The organism is Sulfurospirillum halorespirans DSM 13726 (assembly GCF_001723605.1).
GTDB lineage: Bacteria > Campylobacterota > Campylobacteria > Campylobacterales > Sulfurospirillaceae > Sulfurospirillum > Sulfurospirillum halorespirans.
Map to the genome: position 1 here is coordinate 668,293 of NZ_CP017111.1, position 26,098 is coordinate 694,390.

At 39.4% G+C, this 26,098-nt stretch carries 32 protein-coding genes; 30 read left to right on the top strand and 2 right to left on the bottom strand.

Features of this window, described 5'->3' with window-relative positions:
• The first annotated feature begins 42 nt into the window (after window positions 1–42).
• Window positions 43–732 (top strand): class I SAM-dependent DNA methyltransferase, encoded by a 690-nt coding sequence (locus SHALO_RS03345; protein WP_069477358.1) that lies wholly within the window; start codon window positions 43–45, stop codon window positions 730–732.
• Here SHALO_RS03345 and SHALO_RS03350 read toward each other — a convergent pair.
• A complete protein-coding gene (locus SHALO_RS03350) occupies window positions 729–1,211 on the bottom strand; it encodes a hypothetical protein (protein ID WP_069477359.1) in 483 nt (160 codons plus the stop codon). The two genes, SHALO_RS03345 and SHALO_RS03350, sit on opposite strands and share 4 nt — an antisense overlap.
• Window positions 1,212–1,292: 81 nt before the next feature.
• On the opposite strand from SHALO_RS03350, the gene SHALO_RS03355 reads away from it, so the two are divergent.
• Both SHALO_RS03355 and SHALO_RS03360 read left to right on the top strand, forming a co-directional pair.
• On the top strand, window positions 1,293–1,742 hold the full coding sequence (locus SHALO_RS03355) for a GNAT family N-acetyltransferase (protein WP_069477360.1): 450 nt from the start codon (window positions 1,293–1,295) through the stop codon (window positions 1,740–1,742).
• A gap of 63 nt (window positions 1,743–1,805) precedes the next feature.
• Entirely contained in the window at window positions 1,806–2,957 is a 1,152-nt protein-coding gene (locus tag SHALO_RS03360) for a S41 family peptidase (protein ID WP_069477361.1), read from the top strand.
• Here the strand turns inward: SHALO_RS03360 and SHALO_RS03365 are convergent, their stop codons facing one another.
• The gene (locus SHALO_RS03365) at window positions 2,958–4,010 is read right to left on the bottom strand and encodes a chemotaxis protein CheX (protein WP_069477362.1); all 1,053 of its coding nucleotides are present in this window, start codon (window positions 4,008–4,010) and stop codon (window positions 2,958–2,960) included.
• Between the two features lie 289 nt (window positions 4,011–4,299).
• On the opposite strand from SHALO_RS03365, the gene pyk reads away from it, so the two are divergent.
• The 27 genes from pyk to SHALO_RS03500 all read left to right on the top strand — a co-directional run bounded on the left by pyk (window position 4,300) and on the right by SHALO_RS03500 (window position 26,021).
• Entirely contained in the window at window positions 4,300–5,745 is a 1,446-nt protein-coding gene (gene pyk / locus SHALO_RS03370; protein WP_069477363.1) for a pyruvate kinase, read from the top strand.
• A gap of 134 nt (window positions 5,746–5,879) precedes the next feature.
• Window positions 5,880–6,188 (top strand): 50S ribosomal protein L21, encoded by a 309-nt coding sequence (gene rplU / locus SHALO_RS03375; RefSeq protein ID WP_025343851.1) that lies wholly within the window; start codon window positions 5,880–5,882, stop codon window positions 6,186–6,188.
• 39 nt (window positions 6,189–6,227) lie between these two features.
• Entirely contained in the window at window positions 6,228–6,488 is a 261-nt protein-coding gene (gene rpmA, locus SHALO_RS03380; protein WP_025343852.1) for a 50S ribosomal protein L27, read from the top strand.
• Between the two features lie 122 nt (window positions 6,489–6,610).
• The gene (obgE, locus tag SHALO_RS03385) at window positions 6,611–7,717 is read left to right on the top strand and encodes a GTPase ObgE (protein ID WP_069477364.1); all 1,107 of its coding nucleotides are present in this window, start codon (window positions 6,611–6,613) and stop codon (window positions 7,715–7,717) included.
• Window positions 7,698–8,462: a glutamate 5-kinase gene (gene proB, locus SHALO_RS03390; RefSeq protein WP_069477365.1), complete on the top strand. Its 765-nt coding sequence runs from the start codon at window positions 7,698–7,700 to the stop codon at window positions 8,460–8,462. Before obgE ends, proB begins: the two co-directional genes overlap by 20 nt.
• Window position 8,463: 1 nt before the next feature.
• Entirely contained in the window at window positions 8,464–9,381 is a 918-nt protein-coding gene (gene fmt / locus SHALO_RS03395; RefSeq protein ID WP_069477366.1) for a methionyl-tRNA formyltransferase, read from the top strand.
• On the top strand, window positions 9,344–9,997 hold the full coding sequence (locus SHALO_RS03400; RefSeq protein WP_069477367.1) for a biotin--[acetyl-CoA-carboxylase] ligase: 654 nt from the start codon (window positions 9,344–9,346) through the stop codon (window positions 9,995–9,997). The genes fmt and SHALO_RS03400 overlap by 38 nt, the downstream gene beginning before the upstream one ends.
• Window positions 9,994–10,779 (top strand): ParA family protein, encoded by a 786-nt coding sequence (locus tag SHALO_RS03405; protein ID WP_025343857.1) that lies wholly within the window; start codon window positions 9,994–9,996, stop codon window positions 10,777–10,779. Before SHALO_RS03400 ends, SHALO_RS03405 begins: the two co-directional genes overlap by 4 nt.
• A 4-nt stretch (window positions 10,780–10,783) precedes the next feature.
• Complete coding sequence (locus tag SHALO_RS03410) at window positions 10,784–11,641, top strand: ParB/RepB/Spo0J family partition protein (RefSeq protein WP_069479299.1); 858 nt, start codon at window positions 10,784–10,786, stop codon at window positions 11,639–11,641.
• A gap of 141 nt (window positions 11,642–11,782) precedes the next feature.
• Window positions 11,783–12,205 carry a FoF1 ATP synthase subunit B' gene (locus SHALO_RS03415; RefSeq protein WP_069477368.1) on the top strand — a complete coding sequence of 141 codons (423 nt, stop codon included), beginning with the start codon at window positions 11,783–11,785 and terminating at the stop codon, window positions 12,203–12,205.
• Window positions 12,206–12,216: 11 nt separating this feature from the next.
• Window positions 12,217–12,732: a F0F1 ATP synthase subunit B gene (locus SHALO_RS03420; RefSeq protein ID WP_069477369.1), complete on the top strand. Its 516-nt coding sequence runs from the start codon at window positions 12,217–12,219 to the stop codon at window positions 12,730–12,732.
• The gene (locus SHALO_RS03425) at window positions 12,732–13,262 is read left to right on the top strand and encodes a F0F1 ATP synthase subunit delta (protein ID WP_069477370.1); all 531 of its coding nucleotides are present in this window, start codon (window positions 12,732–12,734) and stop codon (window positions 13,260–13,262) included. The genes SHALO_RS03420 and SHALO_RS03425 overlap by 1 nt, the downstream gene beginning before the upstream one ends.
• Window positions 13,263–13,309: 47 nt before the next feature.
• Entirely contained in the window at window positions 13,310–14,815 is a 1,506-nt protein-coding gene (atpA, locus tag SHALO_RS03430; protein ID WP_069479300.1) for a F0F1 ATP synthase subunit alpha, read from the top strand.
• A gap of 9 nt (window positions 14,816–14,824) precedes the next feature.
• Window positions 14,825–15,709: an ATP synthase F1 subunit gamma gene (atpG, locus tag SHALO_RS03435; RefSeq protein ID WP_069477371.1), complete on the top strand. Its 885-nt coding sequence runs from the start codon at window positions 14,825–14,827 to the stop codon at window positions 15,707–15,709.
• 33 nt (window positions 15,710–15,742) lie between these two features.
• Window positions 15,743–17,140: a F0F1 ATP synthase subunit beta gene (gene atpD / locus SHALO_RS03440; protein WP_069477372.1), complete on the top strand. Its 1,398-nt coding sequence runs from the start codon at window positions 15,743–15,745 to the stop codon at window positions 17,138–17,140.
• Window positions 17,141–17,159: 19 nt separating this feature from the next.
• Window positions 17,160–17,555 carry an ATP synthase F1 subunit epsilon gene (gene atpC / locus SHALO_RS03445; RefSeq protein ID WP_025343865.1) on the top strand — a complete coding sequence of 132 codons (396 nt, stop codon included), beginning with the start codon at window positions 17,160–17,162 and terminating at the stop codon, window positions 17,553–17,555.
• Window positions 17,556–17,560: 5 nt separating this feature from the next.
• Window positions 17,561–18,151, top strand: a complete 591-nt coding sequence (locus tag SHALO_RS03450) for a MotA/TolQ/ExbB proton channel family protein (protein ID WP_025343866.1) — start codon at window positions 17,561–17,563, stop codon at window positions 18,149–18,151.
• The gene (locus tag SHALO_RS03455; RefSeq protein WP_069477373.1) at window positions 18,148–18,540 is read left to right on the top strand and encodes an ExbD/TolR family protein; all 393 of its coding nucleotides are present in this window, start codon (window positions 18,148–18,150) and stop codon (window positions 18,538–18,540) included. Before SHALO_RS03450 ends, SHALO_RS03455 begins: the two co-directional genes overlap by 4 nt.
• A 5-nt stretch (window positions 18,541–18,545) precedes the next feature.
• Complete coding sequence (locus SHALO_RS03460; RefSeq protein WP_069477374.1) at window positions 18,546–19,319, top strand: TonB C-terminal domain-containing protein; 774 nt, start codon at window positions 18,546–18,548, stop codon at window positions 19,317–19,319.
• 6 nt (window positions 19,320–19,325) lie between these two features.
• Window positions 19,326–20,591, top strand: coding sequence for a Tol-Pal system protein TolB (tolB, locus tag SHALO_RS03465; protein ID WP_069479301.1), 1,266 nt, complete (start codon window positions 19,326–19,328; stop codon window positions 20,589–20,591).
• Between the two features lie 66 nt (window positions 20,592–20,657).
• Entirely contained in the window at window positions 20,658–21,161 is a 504-nt protein-coding gene (locus tag SHALO_RS03470; RefSeq protein ID WP_069477375.1) for an OmpA family protein, read from the top strand.
• An 11-nt stretch (window positions 21,162–21,172) separates the two neighbouring features.
• Complete coding sequence (locus SHALO_RS03475; RefSeq protein ID WP_069477376.1) at window positions 21,173–22,102, top strand: tetratricopeptide repeat protein; 930 nt, start codon at window positions 21,173–21,175, stop codon at window positions 22,100–22,102.
• Window positions 22,103–22,211: 109 nt separating this feature from the next.
• Window positions 22,212–22,838, top strand: a complete 627-nt coding sequence (locus tag SHALO_RS03480; protein WP_069477377.1) for an FKBP-type peptidyl-prolyl cis-trans isomerase — start codon at window positions 22,212–22,214, stop codon at window positions 22,836–22,838.
• Window positions 22,729–23,589 carry a Fis family transcriptional regulator gene (locus SHALO_RS03485; protein WP_238585279.1) on the top strand — a complete coding sequence of 287 codons (861 nt, stop codon included), beginning with the start codon at window positions 22,729–22,731 and terminating at the stop codon, window positions 23,587–23,589. The genes SHALO_RS03480 and SHALO_RS03485 overlap by 110 nt, the downstream gene beginning before the upstream one ends.
• A gap of 57 nt (window positions 23,590–23,646) precedes the next feature.
• A complete protein-coding gene (gene fabD, locus SHALO_RS03490; RefSeq protein ID WP_069477378.1) occupies window positions 23,647–24,570 on the top strand; it encodes an ACP S-malonyltransferase in 924 nt (307 codons plus the stop codon).
• Window positions 24,571–24,580: 10 nt separating this feature from the next.
• Entirely contained in the window at window positions 24,581–25,282 is a 702-nt protein-coding gene (locus SHALO_RS03495; RefSeq protein ID WP_069477379.1) for a 5'-methylthioadenosine/adenosylhomocysteine nucleosidase, read from the top strand.
• The gene (locus SHALO_RS03500) at window positions 25,269–26,021 is read left to right on the top strand and encodes a PP-loop family protein (RefSeq protein ID WP_069479302.1); all 753 of its coding nucleotides are present in this window, start codon (window positions 25,269–25,271) and stop codon (window positions 26,019–26,021) included. The genes SHALO_RS03495 and SHALO_RS03500 overlap by 14 nt, the downstream gene beginning before the upstream one ends.
• The last annotated feature ends 77 nt before the right edge of the window (window positions 26,022–26,098 follow it).

Consider the following 26,098-nt stretch of genomic DNA (forward strand, 5'->3'; position numbering starts at 1 on the left):
TCTCATGGGGCTTTTGATTAAAGCCCCAACCAAAGCTTGCCCATGATAAATCCTCTTGATCTTTATGCCAAAATCGAATCGCTCATCGGTTTTGATGCCCAGTATGAAACACTCTACCAAACCTATTTGGGCTTGCTAAAACCTTTACATGTAAAGCGTATTTTGGATGTGGGATGTGGCAATGGAAAATTTCTTGTGCATCTTAAAAATGAGCAACTCAGTGCCTGTGGTATTGATCGAAGTGCCGCAATGATCGAGCGTGCGCGTGCTTTAGGCGTGGAGGCAAGTACCCAAGAGCTCGAAGCATTTGAAGAGGCTTCGTTTGAGTGCGTTGTCGCCATTGCCGATGTGCTCAACTACATCGCACCAGCGCAGATAGACTCTTTTTTAGAAGCCGTTGTACGCGTGCTTCCCAAAGAGGGTTATTTTATATGTGATGTCAATACCTTGTATGGTTTTGAAGGGGTCGCCGAAGGGGTGATGTGCCACGATACAGAAGATCAATTTTTATGTGTTGATGCGACATTTGAGCATAATGAGCTTTTAACGAAGATTGTTTTATTTGAAAAAGAAGGCGATCTTTACCACAAAAATGAAGGTTCCATCACACAATACTTTCACCCGCTCTCTTTTTTCAAAAAACTGGGAGCATTCAAACTCTGTTCTACCAAACCCGTCACACTCTTTGGTGACGAGCCTGATAAAACAATTTTAATTTTGCAAAAACGTTAAGCGAGGTCTTGCAAAAAAGTATTGAGCATGGTATTTTCTTGCTCAAGTTTATCTTCGGCTTGCATCTTCTCTTGAAGTTGCTTACGGTAAGCATCGAGCATCGTGTCTAACATGGAGATTGCATTTTCTCGATCTTCACCGCTTAAGGGTGGTTCACTATCTGCACTCAGCCCCAATTTATCTTCAAGCTCCGCTTTTTTCTCTTCCATCAGTTGCTCAATTTTTTCTTGATTGTACTCTTGATAAAATTGAAGTGAACCTTTGGACGTCAGTGCTTCTTTAAATGCTTCAACCGCCGCATTTGATTCAGCTGAAGCAGCTGAGATTGTGGATTCATCACTCGAACTGGTGCTTCCATCCAATTGACTTGCAAGGATACTGGCAAATGAGTCTTCACTAAGCGAATCCTTTGTGGTTACTTTTGTGAGTGTACTCAAAAACGATTGATTGACACTGTTTTTACTTTCCTCAATGGTCATTAAAAACTCCTTATAACATTTAGTATTTATAACAAGCAAAAAGGGTTCCTATGTTAAAATATAAATCAAAAAAGGAGTTCTATGTTTGTGGTTGAAGAGGCAAAAAGTTCTGATATAGAGCATTTAATTGATTTATTAACCCTGCTTTTTTCGCAAGAGGCTGAATTTACGCCGCACCCTGAGCTTCAACGCTCAGGTCTTAGGATGATCTTGGAAGATGCCACCATAGGCACCATTTTTGTTCTTAAAGAAGATGGTGTGATTCTTGGGATGGTGAGTCTTTTATGGACGATTAGCACGGCACTTGGCGGTAAAGTTGCCTTCTTGGAAGATATGATTATCGCGCCTAAATATCGAGGAAAAGGGTGTGGAACACTGTTGGTGGAGGCTGCAATTGAGTATGCTAAAAAGCTTACATGTAAACGTATCACGCTTTTAACCGACACGCATAATCATGCGGCACAGCACTTTTACAAACGATTGGGTTTTGATGATTCACAGATGCAACCAATGCGATTGATCTTAGCGTGACATTTTGCAAAAAACGGACAAAAAATAGTACTATACAGCTATACAAAGTAAAAGGATCTATGCTTGAGACGTTTTTTTGGTTTTTTAAGCCTCATGATGACACTACTAAATGCGACACCACCCACGGATTCTTATCTCTTATACCAAGAGGTTGTCCAAAAAATTAAAGAAGAGTCGGTTCAACCTTTTGATGAAAAACGGTTGATGGAAGGTTGTTTAGAAGGAATGGTGACCAGTGTTGACATCAATGGACGCTATCTCAACGAAGAAGAGTATGAGACGCTTTATCTCAGCTCAAAGCCCGTTGCTGGTGTCGGGTTGTATCTGATTCAAAAGCGCAACCATATTTATGTCAAATCGGTCGTCGACCACTCTCCTGCACAAAAAGCCAATCTTCAAAAAGGCGATGAAATTGTTCAAATTGATGGTGTGTTAGTACGTAACCTCGGTTTGGATGAGGTCATTTCAGCCCTTCGCGGATCTCCCAATACCAAAATAAAATTACTAACGCTCAAACTTAACAGTTCAAAACCGATTGAGCTGCAACTCACGCGTAAGGCAGTTACGATCGATCTTATGAGCTCTTTGATGTTTGAAAATGATATTGCCTATGTCAAAATTAGCTCTTTTGCCCAAGATACACTTCCCTCGTTTTTGGAGGATATGAGCTATCTTTACGAAGCACAAAAACACAAAATTAATGGAATGATTTTGGATCTTCGCGATAATCCAGGAGGCATTTTCAGCAGTGGCATTGCTGTGACCTCTCTTTTTTTAGAAAAAGACAAACTTGTTTTAACGGTCAAAAGTCGCCACAAAGAGGAGAAAAAGCAGTATAAAAACACGCCGCAAGATTTTGAAGGGGTTGAGTATGCTGACAAAATCGAAGAGCTCTCTTTTTTAAAAACAGTTCCCTTAGTCATTTTAACCAATAATGACTCAGCAGGGAGTTCGGAGATTGTCTCCTCGGTGCTTCAAGAGTACAATCGTGCCACGATCATTGGAACGCCAACGTTTGGTAAAGATACGTTTGCAACGCTTTTCCCCCTCAGTACTAACACGACAGCCGTAAAGTTTGCGACAGCACGTTGGTGTACGCCTAAAGGAAAAAGTGTGTGGCCTAGTGGTGTTATCCCCAACATTGAGATCAATCAAGGAAGCGAAGAGGAAGATATTCCCCTTCAAGAAGCATTACGTTTTTTACAGAAAAAGTAGTTACTTGGTAATAAACATGTAAAAAGGTTTTTCATCCAGTTGCATGTCGATCCAAACGCCATTGGAACCTAACGTATCGCTCAGGGCAACTTGCACGGAGAGGTAGGTTTTAGGAAGTTCAAAAAGAACTTTAAGATTTTTACCCGAGAACGTTACCTTCGCCGATCCTGTGATGATATTGCAAAATTCAGCAACACCATCGACAATTGACGCTGTATCATCGGCTTCAAGACTCTCTCCCAACATGGCTTCTAGTGCAACAAGTGCCAGTTCTCGTGGAAAAACAAGGAAGAAAATACCACTAATATCGCCTTTAAATTTCATCGCAGCGATGATCACATGCGGAGGGATTTTTTCATTAAACGGTCTGATTTCATGCTTGATTTTTTGTGCTTCAAGCCCTGTAATCGTCACAAGCGAATTAACGGCGGTGTCAATAAACACAGGAAGATTCATCACCAGTTGTTTAGAAAGTCCTAAACCTTGTGAGGCGTGTGTTTTAGTGCTGCTTTGGTTAATGGCCGTGTGCGTGATGGTCATATCGTATTTTTTAGCAGAAGCTTTGATCTTAAAATCTTCTGCATTGCGTGCATGAACGATGGAATAGCCCATTTTCCCCAGTTCCATTGCAATTTTGTCGGCATTCTCTTTATCTTCATCGTAGATGAGTACGTCTAGCTCTTTTTTGAAGGCTTTTGGGTTAAAAAAGAGAATCGCTGTATTAATGTTTTGAAAGAGTTTCACCGAGGTATTGGCACTAAATTTTTTAAGATAGGCAAACGTATCGCGTTTATAATCACCAATAGCGACGGGAATATCAATCATATGGCTTAGTTTTTCAAGCTGTTTGACTAAATTTGCAAGGTTGGGATCTTCTTTGGCTAAAGGAGAATAGGGGGTATCTTTTAAAGAGACAAGCACGCCTTTAATCCCTTTGTCTTTGAGCGTTGCGTGTTGTCCTATAATTGTATTGTATAAGACACTGTTACGATTCTCAAGAACCGCTTCGTTATAATTAAAAATTAAAATAGAGTGTTGAATGCTGTTTGTCATGGTGTTATGTTAACCGTATGTGTTGATTAGGATAATAAGTAGTGATAATACCACACAAAGCTTTTAATTTTATTGAATTAATCTAATGCGATAGTATTTATCGACCGATGCAAAAAAGCACCTTTCTTAAAATAGAATAAAGCCGATCCACAGACGTTTATAGGATGATGCAATGTGACAAAATGTGTAAAACTTCAGCATCTTTTTAAAGCTTACATGTAAGGCTTATGATATAATTTTGTAACACTAAAGTGATATAATAGAACTCATTATAAAAAAGGAAACAGAGATGGATAAAAAGACAAAAATCCTAGCAACCGTTGGACCAGCAAGTGATAGTGTAGAGATTTTAGAGGGGTTAATTCGAGCAGGTGTGAACGTATTTCGACTCAATTTTAGCCATGGAACCCATGAGTACCATGCAAGTACACTTGCCAAAATCAGAGAAGCGGAAAAAAATGTTCAGAAAAAAGTGGGTGTTTTACAAGATATTTGCGGGCCAAAAATTCGTGTAGGAAAACTCGAAGATGACTTTTATCTTGAGCCAGGGGATCAAATCCATTTTACGAAAGAGCAAATTGTCGGTAAAAAACTCGAATCGGGTAAATATGAACTTTGCATCAATCAACCTCAAATCTTAGATATGCTTAAAGAGGGTGAATATATCTATCTTTATGATGGCAATATTCGTGCAAAAGTGATTGAAATAGGCGATAAAATTGTTACAGAGATTGAAAACAGTGGCAAACTCTCTTCCAACAAAGGGGTGAACTTTCCCAATACGGTCATTAACATCGAAGTCATTACACCTAAAGACGAAGCAGATCTTCGCTGGGGTGCAGAGAATGACGTCGATTTTGTGGCAGTCTCTTTTGTCCAAAGTGCCAAAGATATTTTACAAGCACGAAAAATTCTTAAAGAGCATAAATCCCGTGCGCATATTTTCGCTAAAATCGAAAAATTTGATGCGGTTGAAAAAATTGATGAGATTTTAGAAGTCAGTGATGGCATCATGGTAGCACGAGGAGACCTTGGTATTGAAGTCCCGTACTATAAAGTTCCAAGCATCCAAAAAAGATTGATTGCCAAAGCCAATGCGGCTTCTAAGCCTGTTATTACAGCAACGCAAATGCTTCTTTCGATGGCTGAAAAAGAGATGGCAACCAGAGCTGAGATCAGTGACGTTGCCAATGCTGTTCTTGATGGAACCGATGCAGTTATGCTTTCGGAAGAGAGTGCGATTGGTGTCAATCCAATCCATGTTGTTGAGGTTATGTCCAATACGATTAAAGAGATTGAAGCGATCTACCCGTATAGCAAATTTGAGGTTTATCCCTTCTTGGATGAGACCGATATTATCTCTTCATCCACCGCACGTCTTGCGGATCGTCTGGGTGTTGAAGCGATGATTTCACTCACCAGTTCAGGAAAATCGGCTAAAAAATTAGCGAGGTACCGCATTAAAGCAGACATTTATGCCGTTACGCATGATGAACGCGTTGCACGCTCTTTAACCATTGCATGGGGCATTAAACCGATCATGAACATTGAAGCCAGTAATCTCAACATGATGCTGGGCAAAACGCTTCAAAAGGGTATTGAGCGAGGTTTGATTGATAAAGAAAAAACCTACATCGTCACAGCAGGTTATCCAGCCGGTGTTGAAGGAAGTACCAACTTTATTCGTATCTTGAAAAAAGCACAGATTGAATACTACACCGACATGGTTTTATAGGGAGATTTTAAGCGATTTAAGCCTTTTGGAAAGACTTCTTTAGGCTTAAAGACCTTTTCCTTTAATATTACCTTAAAGAAGGTTTAGGTACAATCCAAACCTCAAAATAAATCTCTCCCAAGAAGGACATACGCATGTATGCAATTATAAAAAATGGCGGGAAGCAGTACAAAGTTCAAGAAGGCGACTACTTAAATGTCGATAGACTTGACGCTCAGCCAAAAGAGAAAATCGTAGTGACGGAAGTTTTAGCTGTGAACAATGGCGAACTTACAGTGGGTGCCCCATTCGTCAATGGTGCTACAGTAGAACTTGAAGTTGTTACTGAAGGCAAAGACAAAAAAGTTATTACTTTCAAAAAACGTAGACGTAAAGATTCTAAAGTCAAACGTGGTTTTAGAAGACAATATACTAGAGTAAAAGTTGTAAGCATTAAAGCTTAACCCACAAACGTTACAAAAGATAAAGATTAGGAGTAACCAATGGCTCACAAGAAAGGTCAGGGAAGTACCCAGAATAATAGAGACTCAGCTGGACGTAGACTGGGTGTTAAAAAATTTGGTGGTGAATTTGTACGCGCAGGCAATATTATTATTCGTCAACGTGGAACAAAAGTACATGTAGGAAATAACGTAGGCATCGGTGTTGATCACACGATCTACGCATTAATCGATGGTTTTGTACAATTCCAACGTAAAGATAAAATTAGAAACAAAGTTTCTGTTATCCCCGCAAGCTTATAATGTAAAGGTGGAGTTTTCTCCACCCTCTTTTTTTCCCTCAAAACAAAAATACCTCTAATGATTATACGGTTACATGTAATGATTAAAGGTATTATTACTCTTTATATTAAAAGGTTTTTACGATGTTTATAGACAATGTATCACTCACACTCAGCTCCGGAAAAGGAGGCCCAGGTTCCGTCTCTTTCCGTAGAGAAAAGCATGTTATCCAAGGTGGTCCTGATGGTGGAGATGGAGGACGCGGAGGCAATGTCTATTTTGAAGTGGATAACAATACCCACACCCTCTCCCATTTTAGAAACAACCAACACCTTAAAGCCAAAAATGGCGAAGCAGGCATGGGAAAAAAAATGTACGGCAAAATGGGCGAACATTTGGTCGTAACGGTTCCTCCTGGAACGCAAGTTTTGGATGCAGAAACGAAAGAGGTTCTTTTAGATCTTGTCGATGACAGCGAGAAAAAGCTCTTTTTAGAAGGCGGTATGGGCGGTCTTGGCAATACACACTTTAAAAGTTCAACCAATCAACGACCTGAATTTGCTCAACCTGGGCGTCCTGGGCTTACCAAAGAGATTAAGCTTGAACTTAAATTGATCGCCGATGTTGGGCTTGTAGGTTTCCCAAATGTGGGAAAATCAACGCTGATTTCGGTTGTTTCCAATGCGCAACCTGAAATTTCCAACTACGAATTTACCACGCTTACCCCAAAATTAGGGGTTGTTGTTACCGATGATTACCGCTCGTATGTTATGGCGGACATTCCAGGTATTATTGGCGGAGCTAGTGAAGGGAAAGGGCTAGGAATTGAGTTCTTACGCCACATTGAGCGTACTAAATTTTTACTTTTCATGATTGATCTTGCCAATTACCGTGATCTTAAAGAGCAATATTACACGCTTCAACAAGAGCTTCGCACGTTTTCTGAAAAATTAGCACATCGTGATTACGCGATTGCTTTGACGCGCTGCGACACATTAACGCCCGATGAGATCAATGAAAAAGTGGATCAATTTTTAAGACTCTTAGGGCTTGAAGCCAATGAATTTACGCATAAATATAAAACGAGAGAAGACTTGCATTCGTATGGTCAAGATGTCCATGAGAGAGAGCGAGCATTGCCCTTTTTTGTGATGCCACTCTCTTCGGTCTCTAAAATCAACGTTGATCCAATCAAGTATGCCCTATCCGATGTTATAACAAAGGTTCGTGATGAGAAGAGTAGTCGTTAAGGTTGGCACGCACGTATTAAGCGAGCAAAACCGTTTATGTAAAGAGCGCATTTTAAATTTGGTAGAATTTTTAGTCGCACTGATGGAGAAGCATGAAGTCATTTTAGTCTCTTCAGGGGCTGTGGCAGCAGGGTATTCCATCTTAAAGCTGGATAAAAAATTACTGCACAATCGCCAAGCAATCGCTGCAGTGGGACAACCACAACTCATGGCAACGTATAATAAGAAATTAGAAAAATTTGGTAAAAGTGGGGCACAACTGCTCTTAACAGCGGATGATTTTGACTCACGAAAACGTTGTTACCATGCTAAATGTACGATTGACACACTGCTTGAAAATGGCATCCTTCCCATCATCAATGAAAATGATGCGACGGCAACGGAAGAGCTTGTTTTTGGCGATAACGATCAACTCTCTTCACGGGTTGCATACTATTTTGGAGCAGATCTTTTGATTTTACTCTCCGACATTGATGGCTACTACGACAAAGACCCTCACAAACATGCCGATGCGACGATGCGCAAGATTGTTCATACGATTGATCCTTCCGAATTGGAAGTTGAAAAATCAACCAATTTTGCTTTTGCAACGGGCGGCATCGTGACCAAACTCAAAGCAGCCGACTTTTTGCTAGAGCGCCAAAAATCGATGTTTATCGCGAGTGGTTTTGATTTAAGCGATGTCAAAAGTTATATGCTAGAGGGCGTTCATAAAGGTGGAACACTTTTTACGTGTAAGGATTAAAATGCGCATTGTTTTTATGGGAACCCCTTCGTATGCCACGACAATTTTAGAAGCATTGCTTCAACATTCTGACATCGATGTGGTGCTTTTGATAACGCAAGAAGACAAACCCGTAGGACGAAAACAGGTACTGACTCCTCCGCACACAAAAGCATGGTTGCTTGAACACGATTTACATGTAGAAATTTATCAACCAAAATCGCTGCGAGGAGATGAAGCTCACGCCAAAATTGCTGCGTTAAAGCCTGATTTCATCGTAGTGGCGGCATACGGTCAGATTTTGCCTAAAGCAATCCTTGATATTGCGCCCTGCATCAACCTTCACGCTTCACTCCTTCCAAAATACCGAGGAGCAAGCCCGATTCAATCCACCCTTTTAGCCAACGAAACCTTTGCGGGTGTGACCTCAATGCTGATGGAAGAGGGGCTTGATACGGGCGCAATGCTTGGATTTTCATACCTTAAAATTGAACCTAAACACACTTCGACACTTTTGTTTGATGCCCTTGCCACACTCGCGGCAAAACTAACCGTTGTGACCCTTGAAAATTTTCATTCCACCTCGCCTTTAACCCAAATCAGTGCTAATGCAACCCATTGTAAAAAGATCAAAAAAGAAGATGGTTTAGTCTCTTTTGAGCAAAGTGCTCAAGCGATTGTGACACGCTTTAAAGCACTCTCTCCTTGGCCGGGACTTTTCTTGGAATCGGGTTTAAAACTATTGGAGCTTGAATACAATGATGAGAACGAAAATGCCCTTGGTGGCGTCATTCAGGCGATAAAACCTGAAGGAATTATGCTTACATGTAAAAAGGGTTCGCTACTGCTTAAAACCCTTCAGCCGATCTCCAAAAATGCGATGAGTGCAGTAGATTATATACGTGGAAAAAGGCTTAACATTGGTGATACACTGGTTTGATTCTTTAGAGTCCACGCATCAACATCTCATCACCTCGCTTCGCGAAGGTACACTTCTTGCACCATGTGCCATCGGTGCTACGACACAAACCAATGGGGTGGGCAGTCGTGGTAACGCTTGGGTTGGAAAAGCGGGAAATCTCTTTTTCTCATTTTGTATCGAAGAGAAACAGTTACCGCTCGATTTGCCATTAGCCTCTGTTTCGATCTATTTTTCTGCTTTAGTGAAGCAGATTTTAGAAGAAAAAGGCTCGTCAGTATGGCTAAAATGGCCCAATGATTTTTACTGTGACACGAAAAAAATTGGAGGAATGATCACCACCAAAACGGGTGCTACGATTGTAGGCTCACTTGGACTGAATCTTTGTAGCGCACCTGAAAATTTCGGGACTTTAGATATTATCATTACACCCAAAGCTTTAGCCGAAGATTTAATTACAAAGGTTGAAGAAAAAATATCGTGGAAGAAAGTTTTTAGTAAATATAAGATAGAATTTGACCAAAATCGAAACTTTTCTTTCCATTTAGATGGCAAATTGGTCTCGTTACGTGACGCGATATTGTGTGATGATGGCTCTATAGAGCTAGAAAATAAAAAGGTGTACAGTTTACGATGAGTGAGATTATAGCGATAGCAAATCAAAAGGGCGGTGTTGGTAAGACAACCACTGCTATCAATTTGGCTGCCTCCTTAGCAGTTGCTGAAAAGCGCGTGTTATTGATCGATATTGACCCTCAAGCCAATGCGACAACCGGTCTTGGTTTTCACAGAAGCGACTATGAGTACAACATCTATCACGTGCTTATCGGCAGAAAACGTCTTTCGCAAGTCATTCTTGAGACGTCACTTTCAACCTTACATGTAGCGCCATCGAATATTGGACTTGTGGGGGTTGAAAAAGAGTTTTATGATAACAATACCAAGGGTCGCGAGCTTATTTTGAAAACGAAAATTGAAGAGATTAAAGATCAATACGATTACATCATCATCGATTCACCTCCAGCACTTGGAAGCATTACAATTAATGCACTGAGTGCTGCAAACTCTGTCATTATCCCGATTCAGTGCGAATTTTTTGCATTGGAAGGTTTGGCACAGTTACTCAATACCGTGAAACTGATTAAAAAAACGATTAACCCGACACTGGAAATTAAAGGCTTTTTACCGACCATGTATAGCACCCAAAACAACCTCTCAAAACAAGTCTTTGCCGATCTGAAAGAGCATTTTAAAAGCAAACTGTTTGTGGATAAAGAGAGTGCTTCGTATGTGGTCATTCCACGCAATATCAAACTCGCAGAATCCCCAAGTTTTGGTAAACCGATTATTTTATATGATGTAGAATCTCCAGGTTCTAAAGCGTACCAAAATCTTGCCAATTCGATTTTAGTGAGTTAACGTGATGAGTGCAAAGAAGGTTTTAGGACGAGGACTGAGTGCGATTATCGAAGATGTCGAAGAGGCATACAAACAAGATATTGAGCAAGCAAAAGATTTGGTTCGTGACATTGCCATTGAGCGTATTACCCCAAATCCTTACCAACCACGAACGCATTTTAATGAAGTTGCTTTAAAAGAACTCAGCGAATCGATTAAGCGCCATGGCTTATTGCAACCCATCATTGTGGTTGCTAAAGATGATGGCTATATGCTTCTTGCAGGCGAGCGTCGTTTACGTGCAAGCAAACTAGCAGGCTTTACAAAAATCAAAGCCATTGTGGCAGACATCGAATCAAAGAACCTGCGTGAATTAGCTCTGATTGAAAATATTCAAAGAGAAGATCTTAATCCCGTTGAACTTGCCGTCGCTTATAAAGAACTCATTGAAGAGTATAAAATAACGCAAGATGGACTCTCTGAAATTATCCATAAAAGCCGAACCCAAATCACCAACACGATTCGGTTACTGAGCTTAAGCGACCAAACAAAAAAATACCTTGCAGAAGGTGTTCTCTCCCAAGGTCATGCCAAAGTTTTGGTAGGACTTGAGCCTAAAGATGAAGAGACGATCGTCAACACCATTTTAGGTCAAAAACTCAGTGTGCGTGAAACTGAAGCGCTGGTGAAAAAGCTTAAAAGCAGTGATGAGTCAACTGGTAAAGTAGAAAAGACCGTTTTGGCTATTCCTGAAGAGCTCCAAACACTTACAAGCAGGCTGAAAGAGCTTGGCTTTGAGGCAAAACCCAAAGCAAATACCATCACAATCCATTTTAAAAACGGTGAAGCAATTTATACTTTTTTGGAGCAATTGAAGTCTTAAAGCGAGTTGTGTCGGTTCATTTAATAAACTATTTTCCTTTGCTGTGTTACAATTCGCGCAAAATTTTGAATACAGCAATCTTGTTTGTGCTAAAAAAATCTTAAAAATTGAGTCTGATCTCGAGCTAAAGGAGCAAGAAATATGTTGGATATTATCCCAGCACTGTTACTGGTGACTGGAACTGTGTTTTTAGTGATGTTAATACTTCTTAACAAAACGCTTTACAAACCCCTTCTGGAGTTTATCGACAATAGAAATAACTCTATTAATCGTGATTTAGAAAATGCAGGGAAAAATGCCAGTGACGTTGTAGCCTACTATCAAGAAGTAGAAACGATTTTGTCTGAGGGCAAAATGGAAGCAGCGAAAATTAGAGAAGCTGCACTGAATGAGGCAAAAGAGAAAGCGGGCAAAAGAGTTGAGCAAAAAAAGAGTGATCTTGAAGCTCAAAGCATAACGTTCTTGAAGGCTTTAGAGTCAGAAAAGGATGAGTTTAAAAATGGTCTGTTGGCACAAATGCCTCTTTTCAAAGAGAGTGTTGCTGCTAAACTGAGCCATATTTAAGGAGTATACGGATGAAAATAAACTATTTTTTACTCTTGTTAGCTCCAATGGCACTTTTAGCCAGCGGTGGTGAAAGTGGCGGATCGACGGATATTTTTCCAAGAGCTGTCAACTTTTTAATCTTTGCTGCGATTATGTACTACTACGTTGCAGATGCTGCAAAACAGTGGTATGTGGGTCGTAAAAACGAGATTGCAACGAAGTTAGATTCAATTCAAGTTAAATTGAAAGAGTCTAATAGCAAAAAAGAGATTGCCCTTGCTAAAGTCGAAGAGGCAAAAGCAAATGCAAGAGTCATTGTTGAAACGGCTAAAAAAGAGGCACTTCTTTTAGCTGATAAAGTTGCACAAGACGCAGATGTCGAAATCGAAGGTTTGAGCAGAGCATTTGAAGATCGTGTCAGCATTGAGCGTCGTAAAATGCAAAGAGCCATTGTCTGTGAAGTTTTAGATGAGATGTTTAAAGAGGGTTCTATCTCTTTAGACAATGACGAGATCGTTAAAATTGTCAATAAGAAGGTTGCATAATGAGTGGAGCAATAGCAAAAAAATATGTTAATGCGCTCATGAGTAGCTGTAATGATGCTGAATTAACAGAGATTTATGGTTTGTTAACTCAATTGGTTGGGGCCTTTACGATAGAGAAGTTTCATAACATTATTCTCTCTCCAGATGTCTCTGCAAAAGCGAAAGAAGAATTAGTTCTCTCTTTGGTTGAAACTAAAAATACGAAATTTCAGAATTTCATCAAATTACTGAGTCACAACGATCGTCTTACCTTAATTTCGGTTGTTGCGAAAGAGTTAAAATACCAACTCTCTTTAAAAAACAATACATACGAAGGGAGTGTTGCGACCAACTTCAAAATGAGTCAAGCACAAGTCAGTATGTTAGAAGAGAATTTCAGTAAAAAGTTTAATGCTAAGATTAAATTAAATGCGAACGAAAACAGCTATCCGGGTATTAAGGTTGAGTTAGATGATTTGGGTGTGGAAGTGAGTTTCTCAGTTGAGCGTCTTAAAGCTCAATTAACAGAGCATATCTTGAAAGCAATTTAATAATAAATAGATAAAAGAAAGTTAAGGAGTAATGTGTGGGAGCAAAAATGAAAGCTGACGAAATCAGTTCAATCATTAAAGAGCGTATTGAAAACTTTGAGCTCAATGTTGATATCGAAGAGACAGGTAAAGTTATCTCTGTCGCTGACGGTGTTGCAAACGTTTATGGTTTGAAAAACGTTATGGCCGGTGAAATGGTTGAGTTTGAAAATGGCGAGAGAGGCATGGCACTTAACCTTGAAGAATCAAGCGTAGGTATCGTTGTTCTTGGTAGTTGTAATGAGATTAAAGAAGGCTCTTCTGTTAAAAGATTAGCAAAACTTCTTCGTGTTCCAGTCGGTGAAGCACTTGTTGGTCGTGTTGTCAACTCATTAGGTGATCCTATTGATGCAAAAGGTCCAATCAATGCAACTGAAACACGTTTCGTTGAAGAAAAAGCACATGGTATTATGGCACGTAAATCCGTTCATGAGCCACTTCAAACAGGTATTAAAGCGATCGATGCGCTTGTGCCAATTGGTAGAGGTCAAAGAGAGCTTATCATTGGTGATAGACAAACGGGTAAAACAACAATTGCTCTTGATACCATCATTAACCAAAAAGGTCAAAACGTTACATGTATTTATGTTGCGATTGGTCAAAAACAATCAACCGTTGCGCAAGTCGTTAAAAAACTTGAAGAACACGGCGCTATGGAATACACAATCATCGTTAATGCGGGTGCAAGTGATTCTGCTGCAATGCAATTTTTGGCTCCATACGCAGGTGTTTCTATGGGTGAGTTTTTTAGAGACAGCGGCAAACATGCGTTAATCGTGTATGATGATCTTTCAAAACATGCGGTTGCTTACCGTGAGATGTCATTGATTCTCAGACGTCCTCCGGGTCGTGAAGCATACCCAGGTGATGTTTTTTATCTACACTCCAGACTTCTTGAGCGTGCAGCAAAAGTCAATGATGAGTTAGGTGCAGGTTCTTTGACGGCTCTTCCAATCATTGAAACACAAGCAGGCGACGTATCTGCGTATATTCCAACCAACGTTATTTCGATTACCGATGGTCAGATCTTCTTGGAATCCGATCTCTTTAACTCAGGTATTCGTCCTGCGATTAACGTCGGTCTATCGGTTTCTCGTGTTGGTGGTGCGGCACAAATTAAAGCAACCAAACAAGTTGCAGGTACGATGAGACTTGACCTTGCTCAATACCGTGAGCTTCAAGCATTTGCACAGTTTGCAAGTGATCTTGATGAGTCAAGCCGTAAACAATTAGAGCGTGGTCAACGTATGGTTGAACTCTTGAAACAACCTCCTTATGCACCAATTCCTGTTGAAAAACAGATTTTGATTATTTTTGCAGGTGCTAAAGGGTACTTAGACAGTATTGATGTTAAATCAGTAGGCCGTTTTGAAGCGGAACTTAACTCTTATGTTGAAGCAAAGTATGCAGATATTTTTGAACAACTTAAAGCTAAAAAAGCGATTGATAAAGAGCTTGAAGAGCTATTACATAAGGCATTGAGCGAGTTTAAAGCGACGTTTGCAGTCAAGTAAGGATCAGCTATGGCAAACCTTAAAGAGATAAAAAGAAAAATTAAGAGTGTTCAGAATACTCAAAAAACAACACGCGCTATGAAGCTCGTTTCAACTGCAAAGTTAAAACGTGCCGAAATGGCTGCGAAGCAATCACGTGTGTATGCCGTTAAAATTAACGAAGTGCTCTCAGAGATTGCTTATAAAATCAACCAGTACACGAACGGTGCGGTTGAGAGTCGTTTTTTTGATAAAAATGAGACACCCAGCACGATTGATGTCATTTTTGTGACCGCAGATAAAGGTTTGTGTGGTGGTTTTAATATTCAAACTATTAAAGCTGTCCGTAACCTTTTAGCTGAATATGGAAAACAAAATGTGACTGTTCGACTTCGTGCTGTCGGAAGAAAAGGTATGGCATTTTTCAATTTCCAAGGAACTGAACTTTTGACCTCCTATGCAGGCGTAAGCTCATCTCCAAGTTATGAAAAAGCACAAGAAATTATTCAAAGTGCTATTGATGATTTTGTTGAGGGAAAAACTGACAAAGTGATCTTGATCCATAATGGATATAAAAATATGATTTCGCAAGAGTTGAAAATCGTGGATGTTGTACCGGTACAATCTCCTCTTGAAACACTTGAAACAAGCTCTTTAATGGAATTAGAGCCTGATGAGAGTGGCGAAGAGATTTTAGATTCATTGTTGCAGAAATATTTTGAATACAATATGTATTATGCACTCATTGATTCACTCGCAGCTGAACACAGTGCGAGAATGCAAGCAATGGAAAATGCAACCAACAATGCCAAAGAGCGTGTTGGCATTTTAACATTGGCATACAATAAAGCTAGACAAGAGTCTATTACTACTGAGCTCATTGAGATTATCAGTGGTGTAGAATCTATGAAATAAACTGTTTTGCAAAAAATAAAAGGAGAATATTCAATGAATGGATTAATTAGCCAGATTATGGGTCCAGTTGTTGACGTCGATTTTAATGGCTACCTTCCTAAAATCAATGAAGCGATTGAAGTGAATTATGAAGTAGAAGGCAAGAAACAACGTTTGATTCTTGAAGTAGCAGCACATTTAGGCGACAACCGTGTAAGAACAATTGCGATGGATATGAGTGAAGGTTTAACAAGAGGAATCAGTGTTAAAGCTTTAGGCAATCCTATTCAAGTTCCAGTAGGTGAAGAGGTTCTAGGACGTATTTTTAACGTCATTGGTGATGTAATCGATCAAGGTGCTGATGTTTCAAGAAAAACACTTTGGTCCATTCACAGAGAACCACCAAAATTTGAAGAGCAAAGTACAAAATCTGAGATTTTTGAGACAGGTATCAAAGTTGTTGACTTACTTGCCCCTTATGCAAAAGGTGGTAAAGTTGGACTCTTCGGTGGTGCAGGTGTTGGTAAAACCGTAATTATTATGGAACTCATTCACAACGTTGCTTTTAAACACAGCGGTTACTCTGTATTTGCAGGTGTTGGTGAGCGAACGCGTGAGGGAAATGATCTTTACCATGAGATGAAAGATTCTAATGTCTTGGATAAAGTTGCTTTATGTTATGGTCAAATGAGTGAACCACCGGGAGCAAGAAATAGAATTGCACTTACGGGTCTTACAATGGCTGAGTATTTCCGTGATGAAATGGGTCTGGATGTATTGATGTTTATCGATAACATTTTCCGTTTCTCTCAATCAGGTGCTGAGATGTCTGCACTTCTTGGACGTATTCCTTCAGCGGTTGGTTATCAACCAACACTTGCGAGTGAGATGGGTAAATTCCAAGAGAGAATTACATCGACTAAAAAAGGTTCGATCACCTCTGTTCAAGCCGTTTACGTACCAGCGGATGACTTAACGGATCCTGCTCCTGCAACGGTATTTGCTCACTTAGATGCAACAACCGTACTTAACCGTGCAATTGCTGAAAAAGGTATTTACCCAGCGGTAGATCCTCTTGATTCAAGTTCACGTATGCTCAATCCAGAAATTTTGGGTGCAGAACACTATAATGTATCTCGTGGTGTACAAGCGGTACTTCAAAAATACAAAGATCTTCAAGATATTATTGCGATTCTTGGTATGGACGAGCTTAGTGAAGAAGACAAAGTGACGGTTGATCGTGCTCGTAAAATTGAAAGATTTCTTTCTCAACCATTCTTCGTTGCAGAAGTATTTACCGGAAGTCCTGGAAAATACGTTACGCTTGAAGAGTCAATTGCTGGTTTTAAAGGTATCTTAGATGGTAAATACGATGATTTACCAGAAGCTGCTTTTTATATGGTAGGAAGCATTGAAGAAGTTATTGAAAAAGCTGCAAAACTAAAAAGCTAAGAAGCGATAAGGTTAAAAAATGAATACATTAAAATTGGAAATTGTGACTCCAACGGGTCAAATTTTTGCCAACGATGTAAAGAGTGTTACGCTTCCAGGTAAAGAGGGTGAGTTTGGTGTTTTACCAAACCACGCCTCCTTGGTAACGCTTTTACAAGCAGGTGTCATTGATATTGAACTAAAAGATGGAAATCATGATGTTGTCGCTATTAATTGGGGACATGTTAAAGTCGATGAGAACTCTGTGACGGTTTTAGCTGATGGCGCAGTCTCAATTGGTGGAGCCAACGAAAGTGAAGTTGCAAAATCATTAGAAGCTGCTAAAGCACTTTTAGAGAGTATTAGTGATTCAGATATTGCTATTGCGATTGCTACAGCAAAAATCGAGTCCATTGCAAAAACAAGGAAATTTTAAATCTTATGACATCTTTTGAATTGTTCTTGAATTATTTTGCAAGAAGTGGCTTTTTTACATGGGTGATTTTAATCTGGCTATCTGCCTATTTTATTATTACATGTGGTATTTTTTTTAGTAGATACTTTTATCTTGGGTATTGGCTCTCCATTGAAAAAAATTCGTTAGAGTCCATGCTGATGGGTTCAAAGAATGTACGTGATGATTCAATTTTACGAAAATGTTCAAGTACCGCAGGGGCTTCTGAAAAACTGTTAAATGTGTGTAAAAATGTTGCTGAAAAAAATGCAACGAGTGGTTTATGGATGCTCTCCATTATCGCTTCAACTGCACCTTTTATTGGTTTGTTTGGAACCGTTGTCTCTATTTTGGAAACCTTTAGTGGTTTAGGACAATCAGGTAGCGCATCATTGGGCGTTATTGCACCTGCCATTAGTGAAGCCTTGGTCGCAACGGCTACGGGTATTTTTGTTGCGATTCCTGCCTACAGTGCCAATCTGTTTCTTCGTAGAAAAGCGTATGAAGTGATTGTTTATGTGCAAAGAGAAGTGGATATTTTACTTTCAGCAAATGAGACACGAAGAGATAACGCATGATGAGTCAATTGGACGAAGTTCCTGAGTTAAATATTACACCGCTTGTCGATATTATGTTGGTATTGCTAGCCATTTTAATGGTGACAACACCAGCATTAGTTTATGAAGAGGTGATTAAACTTCCTGATGGTAGTAAGTCCTCTGTTGTGAGCAAACTCCCAGAGCTTGAGATTAGAGTTACTAAAGATAAAAAAGTCTATATCAAAAATGATAGCTTTATGCTTGCCGAATTTCCTGATAGTTTTATGATGCAAAAAAGTAAATATCCTCTTAAAAGTATTGTCTATATTAAGGCTGACGAAAGTCTCTCTTATAAAGACGTCATGTTTGTACTCAAAACAATTAAACAGGCTGGTTTTACGAACGTATCTTTAGAAACGAATGGATAAATACTGTGTCGAGTGTGAATAGATACGCCTCTCTTGGATGGACATTGTCCATCCTTCTCTACATCTGCTTGCTGTTTTGTCTTGCTTATGTTTTAAGCTCGCACAAAGATACGCTTAAAAATTATACTTCTCAAAAAGATCCTATGAATGTTGCTTTGGTTGAGCGTAAGAAGAATGATTCTGAAAAGCTTAAAGAAGAACGCAAAAAAGAAGAGGTTCAAAAGCCTGTTGAAAAGCCAGTAGAAAAACCTGCAGAAGAGAAAAAAGTTGCCTCTTCGCCTAAAGAGGCGGTTAAAAGTCAATCTCTTCGTGGTCTTTTTGAAGATATTAACACCTCAAAACTTCCTACAGAAGCAAAAGAGCAAAAGAAAGATCAGACTACGCCTACACGTGTGAAGCCTAATAAAGATGAGACAAAAGAGAAGAGTGAAAGCGCTGCGTCTAAAATTGCAAACTCTTTGAATTTTTCAGAGCAAAAACATTTAGTTGACACAAAAAAAGGTGGGGAGTACGATCCATTTATTGGTAAAGTGCAGGAGATTTTAGAAGAGAATTGGCAAAAGACAGTTGATACAGAAAATGGCAATGTTGCGAAGGTTGTAATTAAAGTCAGTGACCAAGGTGTCTTTAGTTACAAAATAGCTTCGTTGTCTTATAATAACGAATTCAATACAAAACTCAAAGAGTTCTTACATGCCATGGAAAGTGTTGAATTTCCAAAATATGAAAAAGGATCCTTATTTGAGATGCCAGTTGAATTTAAAGATATAAAGGAGTAAAGCGTGATTAAAAAAATCGTTGTTTTCTTATGTTTAGCGCTGTTTGCATATGCTGGTGACGCAACCGTAGAAATTGTCAAAAAGATAGATGTGCTTCCAAAAATTGCTGTACAAGATGCAAGCCCAAAAAATATTGATTTAGAGTCAAGAAGAAGTTTTTTTAAGCTTATCGCAGGTGATTTACGTGTGAGTAGCCATTTTAATGTTCTTGATGATTATTTGCAAAGTAGTTATGAAGGTGGACCATTAGAGAACTTCCTTTCCGATAAAAAAGTAGACATGATTTTACGTTTTAGTTTGACGCAAGATCTTAATGCTGCGACGGCAAATGTAAAATTGATTAATGCAAAGACGGGTGTGACAACCTTTGAGAAAGTCTATAGCATTACGGATAAAAAAAGAAATCCTTTCTTAGCGCACAAAATTGTTGTGGATGTGAATGATCAAGTAGGGGCTCCTTCGGTTAAATGGATGGAACAATCGGTGATCTTTGCTAGATATACGGATGCTAAAAAGAGTGAGATCGTGATTTCTGACTATACTCTGAGCTATACGAAAATAGTGGTAACAGGTGGCCTTAATATCTTCCCTAAATGGGCAAATACGGATCAAAGTGCTTTTTACTATACCTCCTATAGTGGTGCTGAGCCCACAATATACCAATATGATTTAAAAACAGGTGGCAGAAAAAGTATTATTTCAAGCCCTGGCATGGTTGTCTGTTCGGATGTCTCAAAAGATGGAACAAAACTTCTTCTAACCATGGCCCCCAAAGATCAAACTGATATTTACATCTATGATATTTCAACCCGAAAAATAAGTAAAATTACAGATTATTCAGGGATTGATGTTAATGGTAACTTTATTGATGATGATAAACGCATTGCCTTTGTTTCTGATCGTTTAGGCTCTCCTGACATTTTTGCACAAGGTATTTATGATAAAAGTTTTGAAAAACTGGTCTATCATGGTAAAAATAAGAACTCTATTTCAACGTACGATAATTATATTGTCTATTCAAGCAGAGAAGCGGACAGCGAATTTGGTAGAAACACCTTTAATCTCTATTTGATTTCAACGAAAACAGATTATTTGCGACAATTAACGGCATCAGGCGAGAATCTTTATCCACGTTTTGCAAAAGATCCTGATACCATTATGTTCATTAAACAGTTTGGAAATCAGAGTGCATTGGGCATAATTCGCCTCAATGCAAACAAAACGTATCAATTTCAGTTAAAAACAGGCAAACTTCAGTCAATTGATTGGTGATTTTTTTAAAAAAATGTGCTATAATTCCGAAGTTTTTAAATTTGAACTTTTAAAAAGGATCTAATAATGGGTAAATTAGCTTTAACAAGCTTAGCGGTAGCGGTTTTGGTTTTAACAGGTTGTAGCCAAAAAAGTCCAGAAGTCGACATGACTAAAGGAACTAGTGACACAAAAGGTGCATCAACAAATGATGGTATGAGCGCTCTTCAAAAATTGATCGCTTCTTTAGAGGCTAACTCTAAAACAATCTATTTTGATTTTGATAAATATACTGTCAGAAAAGATCAACAAGCAAACATCGATGCAAACGCTGCATTGTTCAACTCTGCAGAAGCAAAAAGTTTCTCAATCAAAGTTGAAGGTAACTGTGACGAATTCGGTACAGACGAATACAACTATGCACTTGGTCTTAAAAGAGCAAAAAGTGTTAAAGATGGTCTAGTTGCTAAAGGTATGGTTGCTGATAGAGTAACTGTTGTAAGTTATGGCGAAAGCAATCCTGCATGCACAGAGCACAATAAAGATTGTTGGTCTAAAAACAGAAGAGCAGAATTCAAAGTTCTTCCATAATCTTTGTTTGAATGAAAAAACAAATTTTTCTATTTTCGATAGCGTTGCTGCCTATGGCAGCGCTATCGAGTGAACCCTCAGCCTTCGGATCCAGCGATTTTAGTAGCGGAACTACCAGTACCTCTTATATCAATACTGTCAGCGTTAGTGACAGAAAACCTCAAGACAGTCAAAAAACAGCAAGCATTAATGAAACAGTTGTCAACAACAAAGCTGCTCTCAGTAATGTCTCTGAAGAGTACGAGGGAATGCGTTCAGTTATGGAAAGTTATGCGACTAAAATTGCTAAACAAGATGAGAAAATGCGTCAACTCGAAGAGGAAAATAAAAAACTTAGAGAGTATGTTGAAGAGAGTCGTAAGATTCAAACCGAAAATCAAGATAAAATTAAAGTGGTTGTTGGAGAACTTGGATCGCTCATTGATTCAATCAACAAAAACTATGTTCCAAAAGAGAAATTTGATCAGCTTGCCAATGAGCTAAGAGGTACCAAAGGCAGTGCTGCTTCTAAAACGACTACGACACCAGAGCCTGCTAAAAAAGATACACCAGCAGTAACTCCTGCAAAAACTATCTCTGCTAAAGAGTTAAGCACGAAAGATAGTGCAACACTGATTAAAGAAGCAGATGATCATTTTGATAAAAAATCTTATACAGAAGCAGAAGCACTGTATTCAGAACTTCTAAATCGTAACTATAAACCAGCAAAAGTCAATTTTACGCTTGGTGAAATTGCCTATACTCAAAAGTCTTATACCAAAGCAATTGAATACTATAAATCAAGTATTTCACTTTTTGATAAGGCCGCTTATACCCCAACACTTCTTTATCACACAGGTACTTCTTTTGAAAAGCTTGGAAAAACCAAAGATGCACAAGGTTTTTACAAAGCACTGAAAGAGAATTACCCTGACTCACCTGAAGCTAAAAAAATTAAATAACTTTTTTTATACACTTCTTTGCCCAAAAAATAGACTTAAAGCTTTCGCCTAAGGGCATATACAACAAACTTATGTTAAAATCCCCTGTTTATAAATTAAGGGAGAAAATATGAGTATTAGTGATAATCAAGTAGTTTCAATCCATTATGAGCTTAGAAATGTTGATAGTGGTGAAATTTTAGATAGTAATATTAATGCAGCGCCACTCTCTTTTATTGTTGGAAAAGGTCAAATTATTCCAGGATTAGAAGAGAAAATTAAAGAGCTTAAAGCTGGTGAGAACGCTGACATTAAAGTAGTTGCAGCTGATGCCTATGGTATTTATGATGATAAAGCTGTTCAAACATTACCAAAAGAGCAATTTGCTGGACTTGAGCTTCAAGTTGGCATGACGCTTTATGGTCAAGGTGAAAATGGTGAGACGGTTCAAGTAAGTGTTAAAAGCTTTAATGACGAAACCGTTGAAATCGATTTCAACCATCCTTTAGCGGGGAAAGATCTTTTATTTGCTATTAGCATTTTAGAAGTACGTGATGCAACAGCCGATGAGATGTTAAACGGTTATGTTGGTGGTGGACACAGTTGTGGTTGTGGATCTGGCGGATGCGGTTCCCATGAGCATGAAGATGAGAGTGAATGCTGCGGCGGACACGATCACGATCATGAGCACGGTGAAGGCGGATGCTGCGGCGGTGAAAGTCACTCCCATGGTGGCGGATGTTGTGGATCACACTAATTATATAGCAAAGTCAAGAGCCTCTATGGAGGCTCTTAAATCAGCTAATCTTCTCAAAAGCGTTACAATTAATGCACTGATATTGGGTGAAAATGGTGCAGGCAAACAAACGCTTGCCAAACACATTGTTTCAGCTCCTATTGTCGATGCGAGTGCTTTCAATGAGCTTTTAGCGCTTATTGAAACGAACAGTAGTCTCATCGTCAAAAATTTTCATAAAATTACCAATTATAAAAAACTCAAAATCGCGTTAGATGTTCATAAAACACGCATTATTGCAACCTCTAGTTTGCCGATTGGCGAACCTTTGATGGATGAATTTTTCAGCCTTAAGATTGTCATTCCACCGCTTCGTGAACGTCTTGAAGATGTGCCTGCATTGATGGAGAAATTTGCCTATGAAGCATGTATGATGTTTGATGGAGAGTTTGGTGCAGCACCCTCTTTAGATGAAATCACCCCTGATCTTAGCAAAAATTGTTACTCGCTTCGACGATCTGTTTACAATGCCTATCTCATGAACTCTTTTGGGGAAGAGGAAATTTTAGCGATGATGGAGCGCTTTTTGTCCCAACGTATTGGTGGGCGAAATGATTACCGCGACTTGCTCTATCTTTTTGATGTTCCTATGATCAAAAGTGGCTATACCAAATTCGGTTCCCAACTTGCCATCAGTGAAAAATTTGGACTCAATCGAAATACCCTACGCAAAAAAATAAACGATTACAAAGACAGACTAAAAATAGACTAGATGTGTGCATTTGTACCTGTGGCAAAAGCTTACATGTAAAACATAAAAGGTTCATCAATGAATAATAGTATCTTTATATTTCCTGGACAAGGTAGCCAAAAAATTGGCATGGGAAAAGATTTTTATGATAACGCTCCTCTTGCAAAAGAGATGATTGAAAAAGCGAGTCAGCGAGTAGGATTTGACTTTACAGCGCTTCTGTTTGAAGAAAATGATCGATTAGATCAAACAGAGTTCGCGCAACCTGCTATCTTATTGGTCAGTCTCATCGCGCATCGCCTTTTTAGCGAGCAATGCAAAGTCCTTCCTCAATCCGTTTTGGGTCATTCTCTCGGTGAATTTTCAGCTTTAAGTGCTGCTAATGCCATGGATTATCTCGATGCGGTAGAGCTTGTACACCAACGAGGACTTCTAATGAAACAGGCGTGCGAAGGCATTAATGCGGGTATGATGGCGCTTCTTGGCTTGGATGATGTCAGTGTTGAGAATCTTACATGTAAAGAGCGTGAGCTTGGCAAAAAAGTTTGGGCGGCGAATTACAATGGCGATGGACAGATCGTTATTGCGGGGAATAAAGATGATTTAGCTTCACTCGAGCCACTTTTTAAAGAAGCGGGTGCTAAAAAAACTGTTTTACTTCCGATGTCCGTCGCAAGCCACTGTCCACTTTTAAGCTCAGCTCAGCCAAAACTTGAAGCATACTTAGAAAAATGGCTCAAAGAGAGTTTTGCAATGCCTGTGATTTCCAATGTGACAGCAAGCGCTTATCAGAGTAAAGCAGAGGCAAAAAAGCTCCTTTCAGAGCAGTTGGTTTCACCTGTCAAATACAAACAATCCATTTTACATGTAGAAAATTCTACGGACTCATTTATTGAATTTGGAGGCTCTGTACTTAAGGGTCTTAATAAACGAATTTCTCAAAAGCCAACGCATAGTATTACCGATATGAAAAGTTTAGATGAAGTGCTCGCACTTCTGTAAAAGGAAAAAGATGAAAATAGCCATTATGGGTGCGATGGTCGAAGAGATCACGCCACTTTTAGAGTTTTTTGGAAAATATGAAACCATTGAACATGCCAAAAATCGTTACTATACCACGTCGTATAAAGGAATGGATTTAGTCATTGCTTACAGCAAAATTGGTAAAGTCAATGCGAGCCTGACCGCATCAACCTTGATTGAAAAATTTGGAGCACAAAAGCTTCTTTTTTCAGGTGTTGCGGGCGCACTCAATCCTTCACTTAAAGTGGGTGATCTGCTTGTGGCAACCAAACTTGCTCAACACGATCTTGATATTACGGCATTTGGTCATCCTCATGGCTACGTGCCAGAGGGTTCTGTCTATGTTGAAACGGACAAGGCTTTAACCTCATTAGCTAAAAAAGTAGCCTTTGCACAAAAAATTCCATTGCTTGAGGGTATTATTGCCACAGGTGATCAATTCATCTGCGATGGTGTTAAAAAAGAGTGGATTCACACGACGTTTAATGCGGATGCAACAGAGATGGAAGGCGCTTCCGTTGCTGTGGTGTGTGACGCCCTCAATGTTCCTTTTTGTGTGCTTCGTGCTATCAGTGATGCTGCCGATATGGACGCGGGATTTAGTTTTGATGAATTTTTAGTGAGCTCCGCCAAAGAGAGTGCTCAGTTTATTATAGCGATGTTGGATGAACTCAGTCATGATCGAAATTAGTAAACGCCTTTTACGTATCGCTGGGCGAACCAATGCCCATTATAACCTCATAAATGAGGATGATAAGATATTGCTAGGGCTTAGTGGTGGCAAAGACTCCCTAAGCCTTGCGCATGTTTTAAAACACATGCAACGCGTTGCACCGTTTGATTTTGAATTTAAAGCGGTTACGATTGCGTATGGCATGGGTGAAGATCTTCAAACATTGCACAATCACTGTTTGGAGCATGAGATCGATCATGAGATTGTAGATACGAAGATTTTTGAGCTTGCGCAAGATAAGATTCGTGAAAACTCCTCCTTTTGCAGCTTTTTCTCGCGTATGAGACGAGGAGCGCTTTACACCTATGCACTTGAGCATGGTTATAGTAAACTTGCTCTTGCTCACCATCTGGACGATGCTGTAGAGAGCTTTTTTATGAACTTCTCGCACAATGGAGCCCTTCGCTCAATGCCACCCATTTATAAAGCACAAAATGGCTTGTGGGTGATTCGCCCACTCATTCATGTAAGAGAGCGTCAACTACGCGATTGTGCAATGGATGCAAAGATGCCGATCATTGGAGATGAAGCGTGTCCTGCGATGCGTTTTGATGTTAAAATGCCCGTGATGCGCGCTAAAACGAAAGAGATGCTTATTGCCATGGAAAAAGAGAATCCCGATCTTTTTATCTCACTCAAAAAAGCATTTGAAAATATCCAAACATCCAGCTTTAGTGATGCACGTTTTTTAGAGTAAATTTCTGCTTCGAAAGAAGCAAGCTTCAGTGCATAGCGCAGCGCAGGCTGTTAGGCTTTGCCTAGTAGGCGTGTAAA